The sequence below is a fragment of the Lactococcus petauri genome, from assembly GCF_002154895.1.
Taxonomy (GTDB): domain Bacteria; phylum Bacillota; class Bacilli; order Lactobacillales; family Streptococcaceae; genus Lactococcus; species Lactococcus petauri.
On the sequence record NZ_MUIZ01000001.1, the window covers coordinates 45,837 to 69,094 of the forward strand.

At 35.4% G+C, this 23,258-nt stretch carries 24 protein-coding genes; all 24 read right to left on the reverse strand.

Going from position 1 to position 23,258, the window contains the following annotated elements; all coding sequences use genetic code 11:
• Positions 1–9: 9 nt before the first annotated feature.
• Positions 10–855, reverse strand: coding sequence for a 5-dehydro-4-deoxy-D-glucuronate isomerase (kduI, locus tag BZZ03_RS00255; protein WP_086581902.1), 846 nt, complete (start codon positions 853–855; stop codon positions 10–12).
• Between the two features lie 208 nt (positions 856–1,063).
• A complete protein-coding gene (locus tag BZZ03_RS00260) occupies positions 1,064–2,071 on the reverse strand; it encodes a LacI family DNA-binding transcriptional regulator (RefSeq protein WP_086581904.1) in 1,008 nt (335 codons plus the stop codon).
• 215 nt (positions 2,072–2,286) lie between these two features.
• Positions 2,287–2,898, reverse strand: coding sequence for a hypothetical protein (locus BZZ03_RS00265; RefSeq protein WP_086581906.1), 612 nt, complete (start codon positions 2,896–2,898; stop codon positions 2,287–2,289).
• 11 nt (positions 2,899–2,909) lie between these two features.
• Positions 2,910–3,635: a hypothetical protein gene (locus tag BZZ03_RS00270; protein WP_086581908.1), complete on the reverse strand. Its 726-nt coding sequence runs from the start codon at positions 3,633–3,635 to the stop codon at positions 2,910–2,912.
• Between the two features lie 498 nt (positions 3,636–4,133).
• Positions 4,134–5,852, reverse strand: coding sequence for a glycoside hydrolase domain-containing protein (locus tag BZZ03_RS00280; protein ID WP_086581913.1), 1,719 nt, complete (start codon positions 5,850–5,852; stop codon positions 4,134–4,136).
• A 633-nt stretch (positions 5,853–6,485) separates the two neighbouring features.
• The gene (locus BZZ03_RS00285; RefSeq protein ID WP_086581915.1) at positions 6,486–7,559 is read right to left on the reverse strand and encodes a DUF475 domain-containing protein; all 1,074 of its coding nucleotides are present in this window, start codon (positions 7,557–7,559) and stop codon (positions 6,486–6,488) included.
• A 144-nt stretch (positions 7,560–7,703) separates the two neighbouring features.
• On the reverse strand, positions 7,704–8,279 hold the full coding sequence (locus BZZ03_RS00290) for a TerD family protein (RefSeq protein WP_086581918.1): 576 nt from the start codon (positions 8,277–8,279) through the stop codon (positions 7,704–7,706).
• A gap of 14 nt (positions 8,280–8,293) precedes the next feature.
• Positions 8,294–8,869, reverse strand: coding sequence for a TerD family protein (locus BZZ03_RS00295; protein WP_086581920.1), 576 nt, complete (start codon positions 8,867–8,869; stop codon positions 8,294–8,296).
• Positions 8,870–8,881: 12 nt separating this feature from the next.
• Positions 8,882–9,508, reverse strand: coding sequence for a TerD family protein (locus BZZ03_RS00300; RefSeq protein ID WP_086581922.1), 627 nt, complete (start codon positions 9,506–9,508; stop codon positions 8,882–8,884).
• A gap of 62 nt (positions 9,509–9,570) precedes the next feature.
• Entirely contained in the window at positions 9,571–10,734 is a 1,164-nt protein-coding gene (locus tag BZZ03_RS00305; protein WP_086581925.1) for a toxic anion resistance protein, read from the reverse strand.
• Between the two features lie 17 nt (positions 10,735–10,751).
• The gene (locus tag BZZ03_RS00310; protein WP_086581927.1) at positions 10,752–12,377 is read right to left on the reverse strand and encodes a YceG family protein; all 1,626 of its coding nucleotides are present in this window, start codon (positions 12,375–12,377) and stop codon (positions 10,752–10,754) included.
• Between the two features lie 197 nt (positions 12,378–12,574).
• The gene (locus BZZ03_RS00315; RefSeq protein ID WP_086581929.1) at positions 12,575–13,084 is read right to left on the reverse strand and encodes a thioredoxin domain-containing protein; all 510 of its coding nucleotides are present in this window, start codon (positions 13,082–13,084) and stop codon (positions 12,575–12,577) included.
• An 837-nt stretch (positions 13,085–13,921) separates the two neighbouring features.
• Positions 13,922–14,575: a Fic family protein gene (locus BZZ03_RS00320; protein WP_086581931.1), complete on the reverse strand. Its 654-nt coding sequence runs from the start codon at positions 14,573–14,575 to the stop codon at positions 13,922–13,924.
• Between the two features lie 94 nt (positions 14,576–14,669).
• Positions 14,670–16,388 carry an LPD1 domain-containing protein gene (locus BZZ03_RS00325; RefSeq protein ID WP_086581933.1) on the reverse strand — a complete coding sequence of 573 codons (1,719 nt, stop codon included), beginning with the start codon at positions 16,386–16,388 and terminating at the stop codon, positions 14,670–14,672.
• 34 nt (positions 16,389–16,422) lie between these two features.
• The gene (locus BZZ03_RS00330) at positions 16,423–16,602 is read right to left on the reverse strand and encodes a hypothetical protein (RefSeq protein ID WP_086581935.1); all 180 of its coding nucleotides are present in this window, start codon (positions 16,600–16,602) and stop codon (positions 16,423–16,425) included.
• A 37-nt stretch (positions 16,603–16,639) separates the two neighbouring features.
• Positions 16,640–18,244 (reverse strand): class I SAM-dependent methyltransferase, encoded by a 1,605-nt coding sequence (locus tag BZZ03_RS00335; RefSeq protein WP_158092855.1) that lies wholly within the window; start codon positions 18,242–18,244, stop codon positions 16,640–16,642.
• 234 nt (positions 18,245–18,478) lie between these two features.
• Complete coding sequence (locus BZZ03_RS00340) at positions 18,479–19,141, reverse strand: hypothetical protein (protein ID WP_086581939.1); 663 nt, start codon at positions 19,139–19,141, stop codon at positions 18,479–18,481.
• A gap of 41 nt (positions 19,142–19,182) precedes the next feature.
• Complete coding sequence (locus BZZ03_RS00345; protein WP_086581941.1) at positions 19,183–19,719, reverse strand: hypothetical protein; 537 nt, start codon at positions 19,717–19,719, stop codon at positions 19,183–19,185.
• Between the two features lie 11 nt (positions 19,720–19,730).
• A complete protein-coding gene (locus BZZ03_RS00350) occupies positions 19,731–19,934 on the reverse strand; it encodes a hypothetical protein (protein WP_086581943.1) in 204 nt (67 codons plus the stop codon).
• Positions 19,935–20,512: 578 nt separating this feature from the next.
• Positions 20,513–20,866: an LPD28 domain-containing protein gene (locus tag BZZ03_RS00355; protein ID WP_086581945.1), complete on the reverse strand. Its 354-nt coding sequence runs from the start codon at positions 20,864–20,866 to the stop codon at positions 20,513–20,515.
• A gap of 16 nt (positions 20,867–20,882) precedes the next feature.
• Complete coding sequence (locus BZZ03_RS00360; protein ID WP_086581948.1) at positions 20,883–21,233, reverse strand: hypothetical protein; 351 nt, start codon at positions 21,231–21,233, stop codon at positions 20,883–20,885.
• A gap of 83 nt (positions 21,234–21,316) precedes the next feature.
• A complete protein-coding gene (locus BZZ03_RS00365) occupies positions 21,317–21,919 on the reverse strand; it encodes a nucleotidyltransferase family protein (protein WP_233128936.1) in 603 nt (200 codons plus the stop codon).
• A 111-nt stretch (positions 21,920–22,030) separates the two neighbouring features.
• Entirely contained in the window at positions 22,031–22,486 is a 456-nt protein-coding gene (locus BZZ03_RS00370) for a hypothetical protein (protein ID WP_086581951.1), read from the reverse strand.
• A gap of 17 nt (positions 22,487–22,503) precedes the next feature.
• A complete protein-coding gene (locus tag BZZ03_RS00375; RefSeq protein ID WP_086581954.1) occupies positions 22,504–22,794 on the reverse strand; it encodes a hypothetical protein in 291 nt (96 codons plus the stop codon).
• Positions 22,795–23,258 lie beyond the last annotated feature (464 nt).

Here is a 23,258-nt window from a genome sequence, read left to right on the forward strand (position 1 = left end):
TATTTTTTATTATTTAAGTTCGTTCATTGGGACGATATCCATATCATCATAAGTGATATTTTCGCCACACATTGCCCAGATAAAGGAGTAATTACTTGTGGCGACTCCTGTGTGGATAGACCAACTTGGGCTGATTGCTGCTTGCTCGTTTTGAAGCACTAAATGTTTTGTTTCCTCAGGTTTACCCATAAAGTGGAAAATGGCATTGTCTTCTGGCAATTCAAAGTACAGATAAGCTTCCATACGACGCTCATGCGTATGACACGGCATTGTATTCCATGCAGAGCCAGGAGCAAGTGATGTTAAACCCATTTGGAGTTGGCAAGATTCAACTTGGTTTGGATGAACATATTGATTGATTTTACGTTTATTCATATGTTCGTCATCTCCTGGGGTTAAAGGATTGATATTGGCCAAAGCGATTTTCTTATTCGGATATTTTTGATGTGCTGGCGCTGAGGCTACGTAGAATTTTGCTGGGTTTTGCGGATCTTTGGATTTAAAGATAACTTCCTTTGTACCTTTGCCGATATAATAACCATCACGATGAAGAACTTCATCTTCTTGACCTTCGATAACGATACTTCCGTCACCACCAATATTGATAATCCCAAGTTCACGACGTTCTAAGAAATACTCTACACCAAGAACTTTATCCAGAACAACTTCTAAAGGCTGCTCTGTGGGCTCAACTCCCCCAAAAATCAAACGGTCATTGTGAGAATAAACCAAATGAATAAAATTTGGTTCAAAAATAGTTTCTACGGCGAATTCTTCACAAAGTTCTTGCGTTGTGAAATTGGCAATATCCTTTGGTGAATGTGTATAGCGTGTGTCCATTGTTTGATTGCTCATCTGACTCTCCCTTAAATATAATGAATTTTACTTTGCTTAATGAAATTCCTAGACTGATTGGCCAAATCTCTATTTATTTCAGCAGACGTAAACCGTTTTACTAAACCGATTTACTAACACCTATTGTATTCGCTTTCAGATATTTTGTCAAGTATAAAATATTTTTAAACCCAAAAAAAATATCATAGGAAATATTTTCCTTGATATTTTATAATGAATTTCGTATTTTTAATTTTGATTCAACAACGAGAAGCTCTGCTCTTTGTTGTTTAGTTTCAATATTTTTTACCAACAGTTCAGCTGCTTCATAGCCAATCTTTATCGGATCCTGTACGATAGAAGTCAGACCAGGACTGATTAATTCTCCTAAAGCACCATCATCATATCCGACAACACCTACTTGATTGGGTACTGAAATATTCTTCTCTTTAAGAATTTTGATAACCCCATAAAGTAGGCCACCATTGAAAGCATAAATCACTGTTTTTTTATCGTCTTCACAGAAATCACGGATATTTCCCCAGATTGTCTGATCGCTAGAAAATACGCCCTGTACTTCGTCAGTAAGTACTACTTCTATCTCAACTTCGGTATTTTGAATTGCTTGTTTAATGCCTTCGTATCTTTTTAACCGTGTTGCAGAATTTGCCATTGGTGGGCTTAAGATGACGATTCTCTGATATCCTTTTTCCACTATTTTTTCCGCCAGTAGTCGTGACTGCTCAGCATTGTCCGATATTATGGCAGGCCACATCAAAGGTTGCAGATAGCGGTCAACTTGAACAAGTGGCAGACTTGAATCTATAGATTTATAATCTGTTGACTCTGCTCTAAGAGGCTGAAGAATTATCCCGTCCACTTTTTCATCTAATAATTTTTCGATATTATACTGTTCATATTCTTTATCAAGGTCTGAATTCATAATAATCGTGTGGTATTTAGTATTTTGTAGCCTCTCCATCATTCCTTTTAACAAACGTGAAGTATAGAGGATTGAAATATCCGTAACCGAAATTCCAATCAATGAAGAATAACTTGATTTTAAAGCACGCGCCTGACGATTCGGACGATAATCAAGTTCTTTAATTTTATCCTGAATACGATCGTGCGTCTTTTTAGACATCCCCTCAAATTTACCATTTAAAAAATTAGATATCGTTGACTTTGATACACCTGTTAACTTTGCTATATCGTTAATCGTTATTTTTTTATTCATATGCCTCTATTACCGCTACTTTTGTTAAAATCTAAAAAAACTATGAAATGTCAAAATCCACTTTGCATTTATAGTCATAATATGAAATTATCACCCTTAATCATTATATACCCATTTGTCAGATTGCTTTCACATTAGTCTTGATAGTATTCTGTCTTGTAGACGAAATAAAAACAAACTGGGGAAATCATACTATTTTAAAAGATATAGTAACACTAAGTATTTTCACCGTCTTTATTAAACCCAAGTTTAAGACCCTCGATAGGTTGTTCCTTATACTCTGATTTATCTGGGTGTGCTATTACTTGAAAGACAAATTGATTTTTTGACATATCTTCCATATCAAAGGGGACATCAAAAATAGGATGAGCACTAATTGTAGCTTCTGCTTTTTGATTAGGATCAATTACAACATCTGCTACACTGGATGGATTAATATCCATTCTTCCAGGTACTTCTCCACGAAACTGACCTATTCTAATTTTATCTTTCACAAGTTCTTGCATGTAAAGAGTCTGTGAAGTTTTATTTTCAAAGCTCACTTTAACATTTAGAACCGGCTGTCCTGACGAATCCTTCGAAATTTCCCAATTTTGGACTTGAATTATTTCTTTGTCGCCTATGACTTTATGAGCCGCATTATCATACTTTATTGTTTCAGGACCATCTAAGCTCACCTCTTTGGAGCTCTGTAGAGTAGAACTGGATGAACTTTTGCTGGTCATTACTTTTTGGTGGTCCATATTCATTCTAAAGATTATTGTAACAGCCACTCCTAAAGTAATAACGATTAGAGACAGGATAATAATTATTCTTTTTCTTAACACTAAAACTCTCCTTAAAAAGGTATCTCACCATTTTTTACTGTATAGTAGGATCCCGCAGCTGGGCTCCATGACCAACAAGATAAAATATTACTTCCCAAATTCGATGTTACCCATTGACTAACATAGCTCGCTTGCTCATTTGTATAACAAAATACCCCATGTCCTACTCCAGTATTATATGTATCATTCCAGTCTTGTGAATCTCCAGCTAGCATTGTATCATGATAGGCATGGAAACATAACCCCTTAACCGCTGTTGTAACAGGGACAGGTTGATAAGCATAGGCTGCATATCTCCAAATACCACCTCCTGCTGTCCAATGTAGAGTTGAGGATGAATCTTCACCAAGGTTCATCAGCTGAGTTGGTGGCGTTGTACGGTCTCTTAAAGAAGGTACATCAGGGGTTTTAACAGTTTCAAGACTTACACCTTTTTTAATGTCAGCTACAGTTCTTGCTCTACTATCTTTATCTGTATCTATAGAGAAAATAATTTTATCGGGGTCAGATATATTAGCAATGCTAACCTTTCCGTGTACCAGAGCTCCACTTGACAATTTTACAATAGTGTCAGTGTCTTTGTAAGCTTTAAAAACCTCTTTTAATGTAATAGCGGGGTCTTGTCCTTCTCTAACTTCTCCTACTTTCGCAGAAGCAGAGACATTTATATTAGTAAATAAGAGTAAACACAGAATAAATAGAGTTCCAAGAGATAAAATCCCTTTTATTATTTTCATAAGCTCAATTTCTCCTCTTTCTTTAAAGCTTAATTTTATATGTTGTAATTAAATTTTCGCTCCCTTTTAATGGTGACCCGTTCTCGTTCAATATTTTCAAGTTAATTTCTGGATTCTGAGTTCCAAGTTCTTTCATATTATTCAAGATTTTTCTAATAAAAGGGGTTGCTTTTACTTTAATATTATCTAACGAACTTTGAGACATGGGTTCTACTTTTTTAACCTCAGTTCAAAGTCATAATTATTATTGACACCAAATGGTGATATCATTTCATAACTCGTATCTTTGCCAAAGACATCCCTTAACTCACTGAAGTGTGCATTAATATAATGCCCAGTGGTATTAAATTTTTCATTCGAAGATAGTACATTTTTTTTAGGTTGTGCAGTACATCCAAAAAATGTCACGAGTGCAATAAGAGAAAGAAATAACAAACTAATTTTTTTATCATTTCTATATCTTAAACTATTTTATACATTTATACAACATTTGTCTTTTTAGAGGACGAGTACAAGTAACATCTCTAACGCAAAGGATGCAATCATTCCTCCTGCTTCAATCGTAAGACAAGTTACTGATGGTGGTTGGACTGTCATACTTAAAAATATTTCGAACATCCGCACCAAATCGGCAGCTTCATTAGAATTCGTAACATGCCCAGTTAATTTTAACAAATTTTCAAAAGCATCCATATCATCAGGTTGTATTTCTGAAACTGTATTACGACGTAAATAAACCTCAACCGTCCATTTTGTAGAAATCTTTGTATCATCAGTGGGTTTAAACTCATAAACAGTTTTTACACCATAATCTGACTCAGTAACTCGGTTGGCTCGAGTAACAGTAATAGAACCCGTTTGAATTTTTTCTGCGATTTTATTGTAAAATTCAATTTTTTGTTTTTCAATTGGAAGCACGATATTACCGTAGAATGTGTTTAGTTGATCTGTCAGTTTTGTAGAAATCTTCCCGTTCTCTATATTGATTGCAGTTGGTCCATCATCTCCCACCGCACTTTCCTCTAAATTCACATAAATATGGTAAGGACCATATGGAATCATTTCTTCATGATTAAAACTAATTGTACCGACTGCCGGTCCCTTTAATATGGGGATAATATCACCAATAGCTATCAATTTCTTCCGGATTTCTTGTAATTTGGTATCTTCGAAACTACTGAACCCAAAGTCCCGACCGGATACAGCAACTCTATCAATGTCAAGTTGACCAGCACCAGCACCTATTGAAAGCTCAACAAATTGATCAAATGACCATTCCTTAGGCATCTTGAATCCTAGATTCCCACTAAATCCAGTGGACATATCAGAAACAAATGCATTAATTGCAAAACCTTCTTCGATAACCCTACTACACACATTTCGAGTACCATAGACACCCACTTCATATCCGTAGTCTTTTAATGAAAGAAATACAGAATTAAAGTAAGGAATAATTGTACCAGGAATATTTCCATCTTGTACATCAACATCAACTGCAAAATATACGGTTGTTCCAACTGGAATTCCTAAATCATATGCAGTTTGACCTGCAATTTTGGCATCTGTACTCCCCTGTTCAGATGTAAAGTATTCTTCATACCAACCACCATCTTGGTAAATAGGAAAGACGCTAATACCTGCTTCGAAGAGATTTTGTAGCTCCTCAATGGTAAGGAATTTATCTCTCTTATCATCTCCTGTACCTACGCTTCCAGTAAGATAACGCCCAACTACTGTGACTTTTTCATCTACTAAAGTTTGAATATGTTCTTTAGTAAGCTGTGTAGCTGTATCAGCACCACTTGCTGGTCTATCTGTATCTCCAGCACTTGATAATAGTCCCTTCATAACAGATAAATCAGCAATTCCAGTTACTGGACCTTGTCCTAGTGCCATAAATCTCTTATATTCTACAACCGCACTTTCCATTTCACTTGTGAAAAGTGTATCCGGTTTATTAGGGATGAAATCATGATCCTGATAAAAGCCATTAACATAAAGTCCGTATCCTAGAATAGTAACAAATTTATTGTCATCTCCTGGAGAAAGTACAGGTGTCCTTGATGTAGTTCCTGGTCCATAAATGCCATCGCATGGTAAGATACCAAAATAATCATTATATGCTTTATTGAGCTGTTGTTGAATAGTACGAATATTATTATCGCCCCCAGGTACAAGAACAAATGCACTCATATCAAATAATGCTTTTGCCCACATAGAACTGAATACTCCATCCGGGTCGAAACCTGCATCACCTTGAAGTTCTAAAATAGCTTGCCGTGTATAGTCCGAAAATACTCCATCAAATGCTGCCGGTCCAATACCTTTACACCAAAAAAGCTCCTTGGATGAGAAAAACTATATTGCCCTTAAAACCATTTATTAAATTGGGTGTTACTTGCTCATCAAATTTTTGTGAAGTTGTTGGTCCAAAATTTGGAGAAAGACTATTATTTGGGATATCTAATTCAATAAGTTTTATTTAACCACTTTTGCGTAGCCAACACCATTTCATCTGCCATATATTGTCTCCTTCTAATTCTGTAGTTCAATAAGATAAACAGAGGCCTCTAAATTATCTTAAAATTAGTATATCAGTCAAAATTAAATAGTTTTAGGTTGAGAAAACTATTTAATTATATTAATATTTTCCCATTGGCTCTTCCATATATTCTAGTAGAAAACATTTGTCATTTCGGATAAAAATTTCACCTCCCTTTAAATTGTATTCGCTTTCGCAAATATATAATAGCACTCTGTGAATAGTTAGACAACTGATACCATACCATAAAAAAAACAATCCAAACAACATGTTTAGACTGTTTCTCTTTAGTAAATATCAGAGATATTTTATACTTTATGCTTTTTATTATAGATAAGGCTTGAGATTAATGAAGCACAAATAATAATAGCTCCAATTAATCCTGTCACAACTTCTGGTATCTCAATTTGTGCAGAGAGTAATAATAAGATAGAGAGAATCAAGATGGCCCAGTGTGCACCATGATCCAGATAGACTAAGTCATTTAAAGTCCCTTTTTCCACTAAGAAAATAGTCAAGGAACGAACAAACATTGCCCCAATAAGCCCAAGTCCTAACATAATAATAATGGGGTCAGGGGTAATCGCAAAGGCGCCGATTGCCCCGTCAAAGCTAAATGAGGCATCTACCATCTCTAAGTATAGGAACAACCCAAGTGCTGCCTTACCTGCGACTAGTGGGACTTGATGAGGACCTGAGGAATGTTCAAAATCATCTTCTACTTCTGCCGCAGTCTCGGCTAATGCCCCATGGTTTTCCATAATAGCACCCAATCCTTCTACTGCTAAGTAGAGAGCCATACCCGCAACACCCGCAAACATGACCGTAAAGGAATCTTTTGCGATAAAGTGATCCAAAACCATAAGGACAAGCATAGAAATTAATGGTGTTGCGGCTGGAAAGTTCCCTACTTTACTTAAGACAGACTCGGGCAAGATAAACCAATGAAAATCTTTCTCACTATCAAAAAAGAAATTTAAGGCAAGCATCAAGAGGAACATTCCCCCAAAGGCCGCAATCATTGGATGTGCGTGTGCGAGGATATAACCATAAGTACCGGGTACTTCGGGATTACCCTTCGCAAAGGCAAGTTTTAAAGCCTCTGCTGGGCTCATTTGTGCAGATATAGAGACCACAACAAGCGGGAAAAAGAAACGCATCCCGAGAACGGCAATAAGCATTCCTAAAGTTAAGAAAAGATTTCTCCACTTATGCGACATTCTCTCTAAAATTCGAGCATTGACAATGGCGTTATCAAAGGACAGGGAGACTTCCATTATTCCTAAGATGGCAGCTAAGATGAATGCATTTAACCCACCATATAAAAAGGCGACGATCAATGCGACGACTGTGATAAGGATTGAACCTCGAAAATGTTTCACAAAATTTCTCCTAAAAATATATTTTATTACTCTGAATGAGTAAAAATCAAAGAGCGGAATCGAACCGCTGTCTTCTACTTCAGTAGTTGTCTTACCATTAAACGACTTTAATTCACATTTATCAAAAATTTAAGGTTTTATTCATTATGCTAAACCATAACGCATAAGAAAGGCATTTAAATTCACATTTTCGCCTTGTCCAATAATATTAAAACTCCAGTCTCCTGACTCACGCTTTAATTCACAGAAGGTGAGAGCAGTTGCCGTGGACATATCCTCTGTTAAATCAAAACGGGCAATCTCGCTGCCATTCTGCTCATTAATTAAACGGACATAGGCATTATCCACCATACCAAAGTTTTGACGGCGACTTTCATATTCGTCTATAGTTACAACAAAAATAATTTTTTCGTATTTTTCTTGAACTTTTGACAAGTCAACAATGATATATTCATCGTCTCCATCAAGACTTGAGCCACCTGTACGATCATCTACAGAATGTTCTAAAGCCCCGCTTGCATCAGATAAATTGTTATAAAAGACAAAATCTTCCTCCCGTGTAGCTTTACCATTGCTACCGAGCATAAAGGCAGAAGCATCTAAATCAAATGCCGCACTGCTACGAGAAGGGTCCCACCCCATACCTAGCCGTACTTTTGTTAAAGTCTCCCCCTGTTTATTAAGGTTGATTCCCATTCCTTTTTCAAGTCGAATTACCATATCTCGCTACTCCTTTAAATATTTACACCGAAGCCCACAGCTAATGCGGCAAGCCCCCCTTGATAACCTGCACCTACTGGCACAAACTTCCATTCGCTTCCGGCACGGTAGAGTTCTCCCATTACCATTGCGGTTTCAATGGAGGCATCTTCTGTAAGATCATAACGCATCAGCTCCTCATTCGTATCATCATTAACAATACGGATAAAAGCATTGTTAACCATTCCAAAGTTTTGACGGCGTTCTTCATATTGATCAATCGTTACTGTAAAGTCGATTTTAGTAATATCATCCGGAACTTTTGATAAGTCAACTTTTAAATATTCATCATCACCATCACCAGCTCCCGTACGGTTGTCTTCTCCAGCCACAACCGCATTATTTTCAGAAGCTTTATGATTATAGAAAATAAAATCTTCGTCAGTTCGAACTTTCCCTTCTGTATTCAAGAGAAAAGCCTGAGCATCTAAATCAAAGGCTGCGCCATCCATTGCATTGGCATCCCAGCCAAGACCAATATGCAAATGTGTTAACCCTGCATTTGTTTTTGTTAAGTCTGTACGTTGTCCTTTTACTAATGAAACTGTCATTTGTTTGTCCTCCTAGTACTCTTTCAAGAAATCTGAAACTTGGCTTACTTTTAATCCTTCACCAACAGCCTTAAATTCCCACTCTGATGCTACACGTTTTAATTCTCCTACTAAAATACCTGTGCTTTGCTCGTAGCTTTCCGTTAGGTTATAACGTACTAATTCATGTCCCTTATCGTCCATAATATGAACATAAGCATTTTGTATTTCGCCAAAGTCCTGACTGCGGCGGAAAGCATCATAGATATTTACAACGATAGATAAGGTATCAAATTTAGGGTTAACCTTTTGAAGTTCCACAAAGATTTGTTCATCATCACCCTCACCTTCTCCGGTTAAGTTGTCCCCCGCATGTTTGACAGCTCCGTCTCCTGAACGTTTATGGCCGTAGTAGACAATCTCATGGTCTGGAACATTATTTAACGGCACACGGTGTGTTTTCCCAAACCCCAAAAAACCTTTCTTTTCTACAATACGCTCCCCACCAGTGGTTGAGTCTAGCAATAGTATTGACGCATCAACATCAATATCTCGCCCACTTGTAGCAGGATCCCAACCTAAACCGACAGTAATTTTATTTAGTGTTTCTTTTTCTTTTGAAAGGTTAATTTTTTGGCCTTTCGATAAATTGATAACCATAGTGTTCTCCTTTAATCATGCACATACTCTCATCCTGTGCGTCTTCTCTGTTTTTTCAATACTTAATTTAAGGCTGCTTCTTGAATAATATTTTGCAAGTCGTTAAGACGTTGACGTGTCGTTTGACGGTCTGCTCGTGCTTGAGCTTCAATAGCCTTCGTGTCCACAATCGCTTGTTTCATTGTATTATAGGCAAACTCTAAGGTTTCAACTGAAATTGAAGTCTTGTTTGCACTACGTGCGATATTTACAGAATTTGAAGCAAGATTTTGAGCATTTCGTTTGATCAACTCATTATTTCTTGCGGCAAGTGCATCAAGTCCTGCCTGAGTATTTTTTTGTTTTTGCAATTCTACAGCCTGAATCATTGCAATTTTAAATTGAGGGATTGTCGTAATGAAAGCAGAATGAAGTTGAGCCAATAACAACACATTATTCTTTTGGATCATGTCAATTTGGGGGCTGGTAAGCAGTGCCGTTGTTTTAGACATTTCCAAGTCCATCGTACGGCGGTCCACAGCATCACGTGCTGTCTGCATTTGTCCCAGCTGAATTTGTGCCATTTGATCACCCGTATCTGCTTTTGCTTGAAGCTGTGGAAGAATCTCTTGACTCAATTTATTCTGCAGAACATATCCTGTCGCAATATAACCATCCAAATTTTGTGAATAAGTTATATTTTGTTCGGAAAGTTCTTTCATTGTTTTTATGGATTGCTTGGTTGTTTGTTCATATTTGACCAGTTCCTGATAAACCTTGTCTATTTCACCCCCTAAGGTTTGATATTTAGCCAAGAGACGCTTTAAATCCCGCCCTTTCTTCTGGAAGAAACCTGCAATACCGCTTTTCTTTTCTCCTAAGACCTCTTGCATATCAAACTGATCCATAAGCTTACCCAGTTGGTCCATTAATTTATTGGATGCCAGAGTATCTGCCACACTCATACCTTCTAAGATACGACTGGCAAAAGAAGAAATGGCTTCTGCAGGCTCTTTTCCAAGCTCCATGATTGAGACTTCATCTTTCAAGTCCATTTGACCTGCCAATGCAACAACCTGAGGGTCTGTCATCAATTCTTTCTGTGCTTCTCCCAACGGAGCCACTTCTTCAACTGTGATGGGGAGAGTTTCTCCTGTCAGTGTCTGCACCTCTTGAAAGGCTTGCGTTTGAACTTCAGGCGCTGTAATACTTTCCTCAACTTTTTTTCCAGGTTGGTGTAAATCCATATTTTTCCTTTACTTTCCTATATAAAATTTAAAAATTTAATTTTTTTCTTTGTGAGATGTATGTTCATTTCTTCTTGACTCACAGATTTTAATTGGTCCAACCAATGAATATCTATAAGGTCATCTTCAATATAGCTTTCGATATCGTTCTGACCTAAAGGATTGTAAATCACGATATCAAAACCAATTGATGACATAAAAGAAAGGAGAATCGCATCTTCACGACTTAATTCATCTTCTGCACTGTCCACAAAAGCCAAAATTTTCGGTACAGCACGAGGATAGTCTGTTGTTTGAAAGACCTCTACCCAGGCTTTTGGAAGATGAAGCAATACTTCATAAATATGAGCCTGCAGCACTTCTACTTTTTCCTTGTACTTCAATCGAACCGGAGGAGATATACAAAACGAAATTATTCGTTCAGCCAAAGCCAATTGTGTACCTCTAGGCAACTTATTGTAGGGCCAATCCGGTTGACTCAAGAGAGCTTCTGGGACAAAGTCTTCACTTGCCATAAATAAGCCATGCATGGCATAATCTCGTGCTAAAATTCGATTTTCAGAACTTTCAGCTTGCGCTTTACAAATAGGAAACTCTTGAATAAATTGCACATTTTCTAGACTTCCTTTGAGACTCTGAATCTGTGCCCAATATTCTCCTTCATTATCCAATACGCCATTGACTTTACAAAAAAGAACGGGGAGGGTCACCTCTTGGGATGTTGCACGGAAGGCCGGTCGCAAATAAGCCTCTGAGTTTCCAATGATTTTTAATTCGTCATATGTGGTTTGTAATCTTACCGTTTGTATCTTCGCATTCTTATACTGAAAAGGTTTAAAGAAGAGAGAACTCTCTTGATTCATAAGCCCCTCAAATTCAACGGACGCTTCTTTAGCCACAGTAGATACAATGGCTTTCTTTTCCGTTGGAAAGGGCAAGGGATCAGAACTTAGAGGCAAGTTTAAACTCAGCATTTCCGGGCTCAAATATTCTTGAGTAATATCAATATAGAGCAAACTAAATCCTAGAATTTGAGCTAATTCAATGAACCAAATGTGACTGTCCGTTAATGGAGTTGTTTTATACCAAAAGAGAATACGCCACTTCGATCGCTCTTTCATCAACTCTTCTTGAAGATAGGTGAAGCTCCATTTTACACAGTCCGTAAAAATGCGTTGAAATTGGTGGTCAATCTTCACTTTCCCTGCCTGGGTCCGCTTTTCATTAAGCTTTTCTAACCATTGCAAGTAGCAGTGGATGAGCCAGGATTCTGAATAATAGGCTTTCGGGAGTAGATTAAAACCTTGCATGAAAGCTGCTATTCTATTCATGGAGAGCGTTGGCTTTTCCTGCCAAAGACTATATATTCTTTGAAGGTTTTGAAAGTTTTGATTTTCTATGGCCTTTTCAAGTGGCTCTTCCAGTAATAAAAACTTGTCGGAATGCCCTAGGTCATAGATCAAATTAATATAAGTGTTTTTATCTTCTGGGATACCTTGAACCTGTAAAACAAGTTGACCAAATTTTTCAATATTATTTTCTATTTTTGGTTTAAATAATTCATCGGGTTTAAGAAGTAATTCTTTTACCTTTTCTAAACTCAGAGATTCGAAACGAAATTTCTCGGTTATAAAGCTGTTCACTTCAACTCCTTTCCTTAAATTTAAAACTTACAAATGTATTATAAGTCCTAAAATAATTTTGAGAACCATATTTTGGAACGTTTTTCTCCAAAAATATATACCTCTTACGGCTTACCAAAATTAATTTTATACTTTTTACCCTCATATGTAAAATTATACCTAATAAAAAAAGCTAAGACTCCTTAGCTTCTTACTCTTTAATGATTTAATATTTGAAGTTGTTCAAAGGCACTCTGTATAGAGGCTTGATTGGGAGAAAATTTTCCTTTTATTTTACTGGCTTCCGCAAACTTTTGTACCTTATTTCCGGTCTCATCATCAATAACGATTGTGGCTGCTTTTTTTACACCATACTTATAGATTAAATATTGTCCTGCAAGGGATTCTGTATTCACATAATGTACCTCTTTTTGAAGAACTCGGGGAAGGGATTCAATTTTTTTCTTGATGACTGGGTGAGCTGCATCGCAATAAGGACACCCTACCTTATAAAAAACATACATTTGTATTTTGTCTTCCGAAATATCGTCCTCTTCTGATAAGGTTTTACTATAAAGCGGTAATTTTTTTTCTGCCGTAAAGAAATAACTCCAATTCTTTGAAAGAGATTCTGTATAACGAGTAACAGAAAAGAACCTTACAGAAATAAGTAAAAATACAAGGAGGAAAATACCTAGTCCGGCAGTAATTATTTTATTCTTTTTCATTTTGTTTTTCGCTTCTTTCCGATGTTCCAATCAGATTATTTGGCTACAATTAATGTGCCACTCATAAAAACACCTTATAGTTGCATTATAGTCGTAAATGATTCAAAAAGCAAAAAAGACACTATATCAAGTGTCTTTCCTTCTTCATGTTGCCTCTTTTATTGAAAAAGTGTCTGATAAAGCAATTGGGAGACAACACTTAGAGTATATCAAACATGTGATAAAGACTACAACCAATATCCTAATTTATTCATAAAACGAAACAAAATAAAAATCCAGTTCCTCATTAGGATTGGAACTGAATTAGACTAAAATTTTTCCCTTATGGGAGATTCTCTTTGGATACTTTTATATTCTAAGTCATTTTCTCTTTTCATGCAATTGATATCCTCGTTTATTTTAGCTTCCTAAAACGTCTTATTGGCAAAACAAAAGAGTGACCTAGAACCTCACCGATAGAGCGCTAAATCACTTCTCACTAAGAATTAAGGGTACAAGGGTACTCCTTGACGCAAAAGCATCAGTTATAAATAACTTGGTACCCTCATATTGTAAGCCTTTTATTTTTTTATTTCAACCAATAACATGCGCGCTGATGTTTTAATAATATACTCTCAATTAACAGAATAAGCCTTTATATTTATTACTGGCCAATTAGATGATGAAATTTCACTCCCTCTCTTCATATTAACGGTGTTAGTATAAACAAAAAAAGACATCATAACGATGTCTTCAATAGTTTCTCTATATTATTTAAAATTAGTTACAAACAAAATTCACATGAAATACTACTTCCCTTTTACAAGGATGCATTTTAAAACAGTTCCTAAGTTGAAATTACTTCTGAGACAATGAGATATCGGTCGCAAATTTCACAAATTGTTGAAGGGATTCTTCTACATCAGGAAGATGGTCATCCCAGTCATCTGCCACATAGTAATAAACTAAGTTCGTGTCAAACTGAGAACGTCTGAAATCTGTTGGAATTATTAAATACTTGTTTGTTCCTTTATTCAATGCTCCGGTTAAAAGATTTGCGGCTATCAAAGCTGTTCTCTTATTACCATTATCAAAGGCTTGAAGTTTCGCTAACTTTGCATAGAGCTCCCAGCCGGAAGCAATATCAGTATGAGCTACACTATCAATTTCTCTTTGAACCATTGCTTCCGTAACTGTAACAGGTGGTATATAATCTCCTACAGAAATTTCAACATTTTGTCTTAACCTTCCAGGATGTTCAGGCTGCCCCGATTTTCCAGAATCCATTTGAGCATTAATTTCTTTAAAAATCTCAACACTTAACTTCTCTTGCTTTGATGCAAACTGAATCGCTTTAAGCAGGTCTTCAAAGATAAAATAGTCACTTTCGTTTGCAAATTCCCATTTTTCAGGTTGGCTTGAAAGATTTTTTTTCGTTTGAAGAAAAGACGTATTATAGCCTTCATATTGAGCTAAACCATAAATTATTTTAGCTAATTTTACACTATCCATAAATTCTCTCTTTCTACTCAAATATAAACACCAATACTTATTCTGGTCTATATTTATGTATTATATCACACAATCAAGGAGGACTTAATGAAAATTAAAACAAGCTCAATTGTTCAAAAAATTGAGGTTCAACTTCTTCCACAACTTTATGCATCACTCGTGGTTCAGAAAGAACTGACACGGGAGATAAAGGCTGATTTTGAAGTGCTTTTACAACTTCTACAGCTTGTCGCATTTCTGGAAAGAGTTGATCAAAATAATGCTGAACGTCGTCTTTAATTTTCTCAAATGGTTTATGCGCTAAAGAAAATTCTAACGAACTTTTCTTAAAGCTTGTTTGTACGTCTTTAAAGCTATCCAGATAAACTTCAAACGCTCTCGCAAAAACCTCTGTAGGGGTCTTAAAGTAATCATCTGAACATTTACCTGTTGTTGCTGGCTTCTCAGCTAAACAATCATAAGCTTCTTGATAAGCAAGAAGAATAGGAGAGAACTCGTCGTGTAGAGACAAAGGGACTTCACTAGAATTATTAAAATCTAAGAAGTGCCCATACTCGTGACTAAAGGATTGAATCCCATGACGTGGATCTACCCCAATTGAATTAGCTCCTGGAAAAAAGATACCGTTCGCTTTATGCTTTCCTAAATAACGAAAGCGTAAATCTGGAGTATTTCCATTTTGCGCGTGAGGTAAAATTTTTCTGTATATCTCCCACTCGTTTTCTAATACTCGTATTTTGTCCAAATCGACTGTTTCATCAAATTCCACAAAAGAGAAGTCTTTTGAAAAGGTAGATTGGGACATGGCAAGTTGAATGCGCTCAGGAATATTCTTTTTCGTTTGAAAAGCCGTCGCATAAGTTGATGCTGCACTCTTCGCGTAGGTATTTAACAACTGTACATTTTGGTCTTCCCGATAAAGTTTAGAAAGAGTTTCCATCACAAATTTTATCGTCGCAGTCAATTGATAACGTTTTTTATCATTCGCTGGATATACAAAATAAGTGGCCCCACCTTTTTTGAACTTCATTAAAGATTCATACGCATTATCTCCCTCTTTTATTTCAATGGTGTACCCCTCCTTTTTCACTAAACGAGAAAAAGTTTCTGGCTCATCACAATAAAAGCATTCCATAATGTCTTGTAGCTCTTCTGTCCAGTAGTAGCGATATTTCTTCTTTGAGGCATACTCCGGACGACAAAAAGTATGTTTGAAGAGTTCCACCAAAGCTTCTTCAGTCGCAAATGTCGAAAATTCTTTTGACAAGTAAGATTGAAGAAGATTATACACCTTATGTTGTCCGACAAGCTTGTCTAATGACAAGAGAAATATTCGGCTATACTGTGAGTGTGCCAAGCCATTTCTCTCATTATTGCTCCAAAATGTATATTGGTTTTGCGTATAACCTGCAAGAGGACTCAAAATAAAGAGGTCTTTAATTTCTTCATCTTTTCTATTGCGTGTAGTTCTAGAAAAAAGAACCGCACTATTACAATCTGGAACAGCTTTCGAAAAACCTTTTAATCGTAATTGCATCTGTTTGAGATTAGCAATTGCTTCACCTTGCGATGTCGTACGTGTAAATCCATCTTCAATAGCTTCAAAAGCTGCATCCGGATAGAAAAAAGCAAGTGCGTCAAGAATTTCTTCATTTGAAGGTTTTTCACTATTTTTAGCGATAAATTTTGTTAGTTTTTGTACTACTTGATAAGGATTATCGTCCTCTTTCAGTGTAAATTTCCCCTGGCTTTTTGTAGCCGCAGTTTGTTTTCTGATGACGGATACAATGGGTTTAAATGTTGTTTTATTCATGGTTTTTCCTCTTTCTTCTTTTATTTACTTTGTCTTATACTCTAGCAATATGTTCCCCAATTATCTCGTAGGATTTCTTCTTACAAAAACCCATTTTATAGTGGGTCTTTTGTAAATCAACAATTCTACCTTCGAGTGCTGAAATCTCTTTTGGGGTAAAATTATTGTCCATACAGTAGTTGTCAACAAGGGTAGTAAATTCTTTTTTTGTCATTGTATTTTCTCCAATTTATATTTAGGTTTTAAGGTGTTTAGTAATCATTGAGAGGAACTTGAGGGGCTTCAATTGAAAGAAGTGAAGAACTCTCCATCAACCAATGTTCTGGTTGTTCATAGACTTCCCTATAGCTTTCTTCTCCCTCAAATTCATCAATGACTGTTTGTTCTTCTGGCGTCATTTCTTGATAGGCTTTTTTACCATAAACAGGAGGCAGCCACGCTTTCTTTTGTCCTGCAAAAATATTAAGACGTTTTAAAACTTCCATATTTTTAAAGACGATATGCGCTGTTCCTCTTTTATAAAAAGTCACATCAAAGAAATTAAATTCGATATTTTTGGTTTGACCCTCATTAATCGCTTTTTTAATAGTTTCATCTAAGTCAATCGCCAATGTTTTATTTCCATTAAACAAATTTAAGGCCTTTTCAATATCATTAAAGGTTGCGGAAATAGTATAACGGTCTAAGTTGGCATCTCCCCAACGTGAAAAGCCTGAGAAAGGTAGAATAACCTTTTTATTCACAAACCATGACTTATTGGTTTTCCAGCCGTTATAGTAATGGATATTCTTAGAATATGACTCATAACTGTATTGGTGTGAGAGCTTATCAAAAATATCAAGGGCCGTTTTTTCTAAGTTTCCGACGATATTTTGTGTCATTTCAAGCTGTAGTTGTTTGATATTGAAATATGAAAAGTCAAAATCTGCAAGTTCATCAATCCTCTCATAGAGATCTTGACGCATGGATGACGTTAATCGTTCAATAAAACTCTTATGCGCAAATAGTGTTTTCCAGTATTTACGACGAACTGCTCTAATGTCTTCATTGACTGTTAAATCAGAGTAACGTGTATCATGTGCTCCAACAAGACGAAAAGCCGCAGTATCAGGATCATCAAAGCTCCTTAAAATATAGGGTTTTGTCGCATGAAATTCACGTATTAGTTTTGTCCGGAGTTCTACTTCAAAATCATATTGTTTTACGATTTGTGAAATCAAATCATTTTCCGCAATGAAGTTCTTCTCTTCCGATTGAACTTCTTTTTGTACCTGCGCGTGACGTAACTCTTCTCTAAAGTACGAGAACTTTTCTTCCTCTTTAACTGAAATTTTAAGAAGTGCCACATCAACATTGGTTTGATGTTCACTACTACTAAATGAATTTGACAAAATTTCACAAGAATAATCTGTCTTTTCTTCTAGTACGCGTAATAGTTCTTTTCTCGCTAAAGTAAAGGGGTTATTAAGCGTTTCAGCATTAAGTAAACAAATGATATGTCCTCCTGATTTTTGAAGCTCCAGGGCTTTCAAAAGGTGTTGTTCACCGTTTGAAAAAGGTGGATTCATGACAATCAAGTCATATTCCTTAAACGTATGAAAAGTTAAAAAGTCATCGTGGATTACACGAAAGTTCTTATCTTTTAAAATACTTCTGAGTTCTGGGTCCACTTCTATACAGTCAATATCTGCTTGATAGCGCCGTTGGTCCATTTTATTTTTAATAACTTCTACGATATGTCCTGTACCTGCGGAAGGTTCCAAAATGGTTGCGCATTTTGCAAAGTCAATGCCATCAAGCATTTTTGAGACAAGTTCTTTAGGGGTCGGGTAGTATTCTGTTTTATTAAATTTCATTGTTTTTCTCCATTTTCTATTTTTATAAAAACATATTCGATAGTTTTTCATATTCGCTAATGCTAATTTGTCCTAATAGCAATAATTGTTTCATGTCATTTCGTACGATATTTTGCATGTCACTCTTTGTTAGTGGGAAAGTATCCGTTAAAAGAGTGCGATAGTATTCAACTTTTTCTTTAAACATTTTTTCCTTTATAAAAACGGCCCAAAATGGTACCGTTTATTTTTTTATTATGAAGCTAAAGCGCAATCTACCTCAAAGTAATTAGAAATAATACTTTCTAACTGTTCTGATTCTGATTGCCCATTATCAAGCATCCCATGTATTTCATCAATAACATCGTCCACTTCATTAATAAGGTAACTGCTGTAAATAGAGCCATTTGCCCATGACATATAGTCTTGAACAAACGCCTTAACTTCCTTTTCTACTTTTTTTGTTGTTAATTTCTTTATGCCAAATAAATGTCTTACTTTCACTTTATCTAAAATGATAAACCCTCCAGGTATGCAGCCTCCGTCAAATTGATTTCCTAAGGGAATCGGATTGACGGAGTATGTGACTCCTGAATGTTCATGAATATATAAAGGTAATGCTAAAAAATTTTTATTTTTTAGCCAAGTTGACATCTCCTTGATGAAATCTTCTGTACAATTGTTTCTCAGAAAGATTTTCTCAACAATTTCTTCTCGCTGCTCTTGAGTATCTTGAGGGACATGACGGTTGATCCATTGTTGTAACGAAGACTTGCCCTCTACCAGATAAAACCCAGAGTAGCAGTCTCCTACAATTTCATTAAAATTTTGGTCACATTCATCATAGGAAAGGACTACAGTTTCTCCATTTTTCATTTTTTGTTTTTCTACTACATTTTCTATATCTTGAAGTTTCATTTTTTCTCCTTTATAAATAAAAAGACCCTTTGGTCTTCTCTCTATTTTTTAAATATTTTTTCTAAGTTTTCACCTACAAATTCTACGAGCCATAAAGGTAGGTCATAGAATTGTGCAGTTTCTTCATAGAGCGAAAATTCCGAAGCTTGAAGTGCCGCATACGCCAAAACTACAAACTTTTGTGCGGTTCTATTTGACGTTTTGTAGAGCTCACTAATTAAAGAAAGCTTCGAAGTACTTGAATTTTCACCATTGCTTAATGTATCCGCAAAATGATGCTGGTCAGATTTTAACCTCACCTCATTTACAATAAGCGGATTCACATCAGTTGGATTTAAAGTGATAAGTAGATCATAGAATAATCCCAAATCTTTTAATTCTTCTCTTTTAAACTCTTCTATAATGTACTCTGAACTTTTTATTCCCTTATTGAACTTATGCAAGCTCGTTTTAAAAGTTGTTTGGTTCAGGTTTAAGCGATGAAGCAGACAATAGTAGGAACCACAGTCCACAAAGTTCCCTTCTTTATCATAAACATAATATTGCTTATAGCTGCTTAAAAGTTTTAGTTTAGTCATTTTTCCTCTCCTTAATACACTCTTTTGAGTAAATTGTTTTTTAAGCAAAATCCTGCTTCAAAATTTGAGGAATAATCCCAAATTGAAATTAAAGGATAGCCTTGCCATCCAGAAGCTGGATTTCCATTAGGTTCTTGAATTGAATATCCTATTTCAGAATACATTTCTTCAAATTGTTCTTTCAGGGCTATTGCCTGTTCTTTTAGATTTTCCATTATTTTGTCCTCCTTTAGAACGCAAAAAAACCACCTCCAATTTGAGAATATTGTTCTCAAATCAAAGGATGGTTCTCTTTTGATAGTTTGTAATTTTTTATATATAAAAAGGGAACTCAAGTTGAGTTCTCCTGTTATAAGCTTTTCATAAAACGGATCAAGTTGTCCGAAGTATTTTGGGGTTTTGGTGCACACAAAAAAATAGAAGTGTCGCACGTTTGTGTAGCTGTTTAAGAGAGTTTCGACCAAAGCAAGTCAAGCTCACAAATGAAACAAGGTTAGGCTACGCTTCTCGTTTCTTTTTATTCGCAATTCAAAATGCATTGTGGCTTTCATTTTGAGTTTGCTAGTCATTCTGCGCTTTATGACATGTTTATAATGTGACTCAAGTGAGTAACAAAGCTCCAAGCGCTATAAGGAATAGTAAATAAAAAATTATTTTATAACTCATTATACCAAAAAATAACTCCCTGATGCAATGAAGAAAAGATTTTTTATGTAAAAAAAAGATACCAACTTTAGTAAAAGTCGATATCTTATTCAAATTCTTCATTTAAATTTTAACTTGGTTTTTCAAATTAATTTTGTAAAAATGCTTCGAGAGTCATTTGACCACCCAGGTAATTTAGATTATAACACTCAGCGTCTAATTTATCATCTTCCTCATCCAAGAAATAGAGTCCTTCTTCCGGTAGAGTGAGCTCTTCTTTGATAATTATATCAATAAGATGATTGACCCATACATAATTTTTTAATTGGCCATAAATTTCAGAATCACCCTCTCGAATACCTACAACGTAGACACCTTCAGGTACTGAAGAACGTTCAACACGCAGATTAGAAACAAGCCCTTTTACAACTTTGTTTTTTAGCGTGATTTCAATTTCTTCAAATTCTTCAGTGGATTGAATATTTAATTTTTGTAAACTCATTTTTTCTTCCTTTTCTTTATTTAAAATTTTTGTAGATTGCAGGCGTTTTTAAGTTCATCTGCTCAATGCTATTCATCGTTTGACGTGGAATATATACCGACTCCATGTTAGACTGATCTACTTTTAACGACTCTTTTGATACAAATTTTTGCCTTCTCATTTGCTTTTTCTTTTCTTTTTCAACTTTCAAAAAGTGAAGGTCTAAAGCAAAGAAAAGTACAAAGAGAAGCCCTGCCATTATCCCTAGAGAGCGATCTGAAAAGTCTCCAAGAATGCTGAAGGTAAATGACCAGACGATACCAATACCTATCGTGAGACAAGCAGAGACATGTGCTGCGATACGAATCAAAAGTTTTATAGTTTTCATGTTTTCTCCTTTACATACAAAAAAACCAGTATATATACCGGTTTCTACTTTTATAATTTATTTTTTCTAAAATTGAGTTCAAATTAAATCTGTTCAGAATAAAGATTGCTGAAACTGCGTTTATATTTTATATGTGACTCAATATTATTCTTGACGTCTTTTTCATCCCAAATCTGTAATTCCCATGGAAAAAAGTAATTTTTTTCATTTTGGAAATAGATATGATAGCCGTGATAAGACGCTGTTCTTTTCTCATAAGAGCTTTTCAAATGAAATTCGTTTGTCCAGAAATCAAGGCTTTCCTCAAGCTTCTTAAACTCTTCAGAAGACAGGATAATCCGTGCACCAAAAATATCATTCATCCATTTATGGACGGGATACTTTTCTGTACGTTCTTTGAACCTTTGAATCTTATTTAAAATAGCTTCCGTTGTCTTAACCCGATACCGAAAATCCAAACCTCTAAAATCACCATAGATCATATAATCATTAATACTTTCATGAAGATTTAAACGATAATTCAAAATATGGTTTTGTGGAACTGTAGATAAAGTTTTCTTAAGATTATATTTTTTGACAATACCTGTCTCAAAATAATCAGTCGAATATTTTTCATGAATCAGATTGATCTGTTTTATTAGTTTTTCAACATCCTCAATTGAACTTGAGTTAAAGTACATTTCCATATTATTCTCCATAAATCTCACTCTGATTCTCTAACACTATTACCTGTAAAAAGAGTTCTACTATCCTTATTCTAACATAACAGTGTAATAAATTAAATTTTTCAAGAGTATTTATGCTGCTTGTCTTTCTTTAACAATATAGTATGGCAATGCCTTATATTTCTGTTCCAGATATTCTATAAAATCCGAAACAAAAATAAATTCCCCAGCCACAACACTATCCTCTAATTCTCTCAGCTTTGATTCTTCAAGATAAGCCGTTAGAAATGAACGATAGGTTACGGGTGTAAAACTTTGAATCCACGTAAGATAACAGCCGTTTTCAATAAAATCTTGCACCGCATCCCTTAAAGACAAATAGAAATTGAGTATTTCCTGATCCTGTGCTGCAGTAATAGGTCCTGCGACTTCTTCTACTGTAGGTGAACTCGAATAAAATTCTCGTCCCCCTGATTCGTTATCTCTGAAGGTATACATGACCTCATCCAAACAATCCTCAAAATATTTTTCTTTATTCACAGCCGCGAATATATCTGCAACGGTACGTTTTTCATAAAGTGTAATCATTATTCTTTCCTCCTTTTTTATGAAACTTTTAAATCTGTCGAAAAAAGTTCTTGTACTTCTTTAAATGACAAAGCACGTAATTTTTTTCCGAAGAGTTTCTCTGCTAATTGGTCCCAGTTTGAGACTTCCTCTAGTTTTTCTTCTTTTAGTTTTTTTATCGTCTCAATTTTTTTCACTTTATTAAAACGACTAAATTCTCGACGGTAAATAGCTTCTGTCCGTTTTGGCTCTTTGGTGTACCATTGTACGGAGTATTCCGCGTAATGATGTTGAAGCCAGCTGACTTTGTTTGAAAATGATTTTTCCATTGTTTTGTCCTCCTTTAGAACGCAAAAAAACCACCTCCAATTTGAGAATTTTGTTCTCAAATCAAAGGATGGTTCTCTTTTGATAGTTTGTAATTTTTATATATAAAAAGGGAACTCAAGTTGAGTTCTCCTGTTATAAGCTTTTCATAAAACGGATCAAGTTGTCCGAAATATTTTAGGGTTTTGGTGCACACAAAAAAATAGAAGTATTGCACGGTTGTGTAGCTGTTTAAGAGAGTTTCGACCAAAGCAAGTCAAGCTCACAAATGAAACAAGATTAGGCTACGCTTCTCGTTTCTTTTTATTCGCAATTCAAAACGCATTGTGGCTTTCATTTTGAGTTTGCTAGTCATTCTGCGCATTATGACATGTTTATAATGTGACTCAAATGAGTTACTGGGCTCCAAGCGCTATAAGGAAGAGTAAATTAAAAATTATTTTATAACTTATTATACCAAAACTTT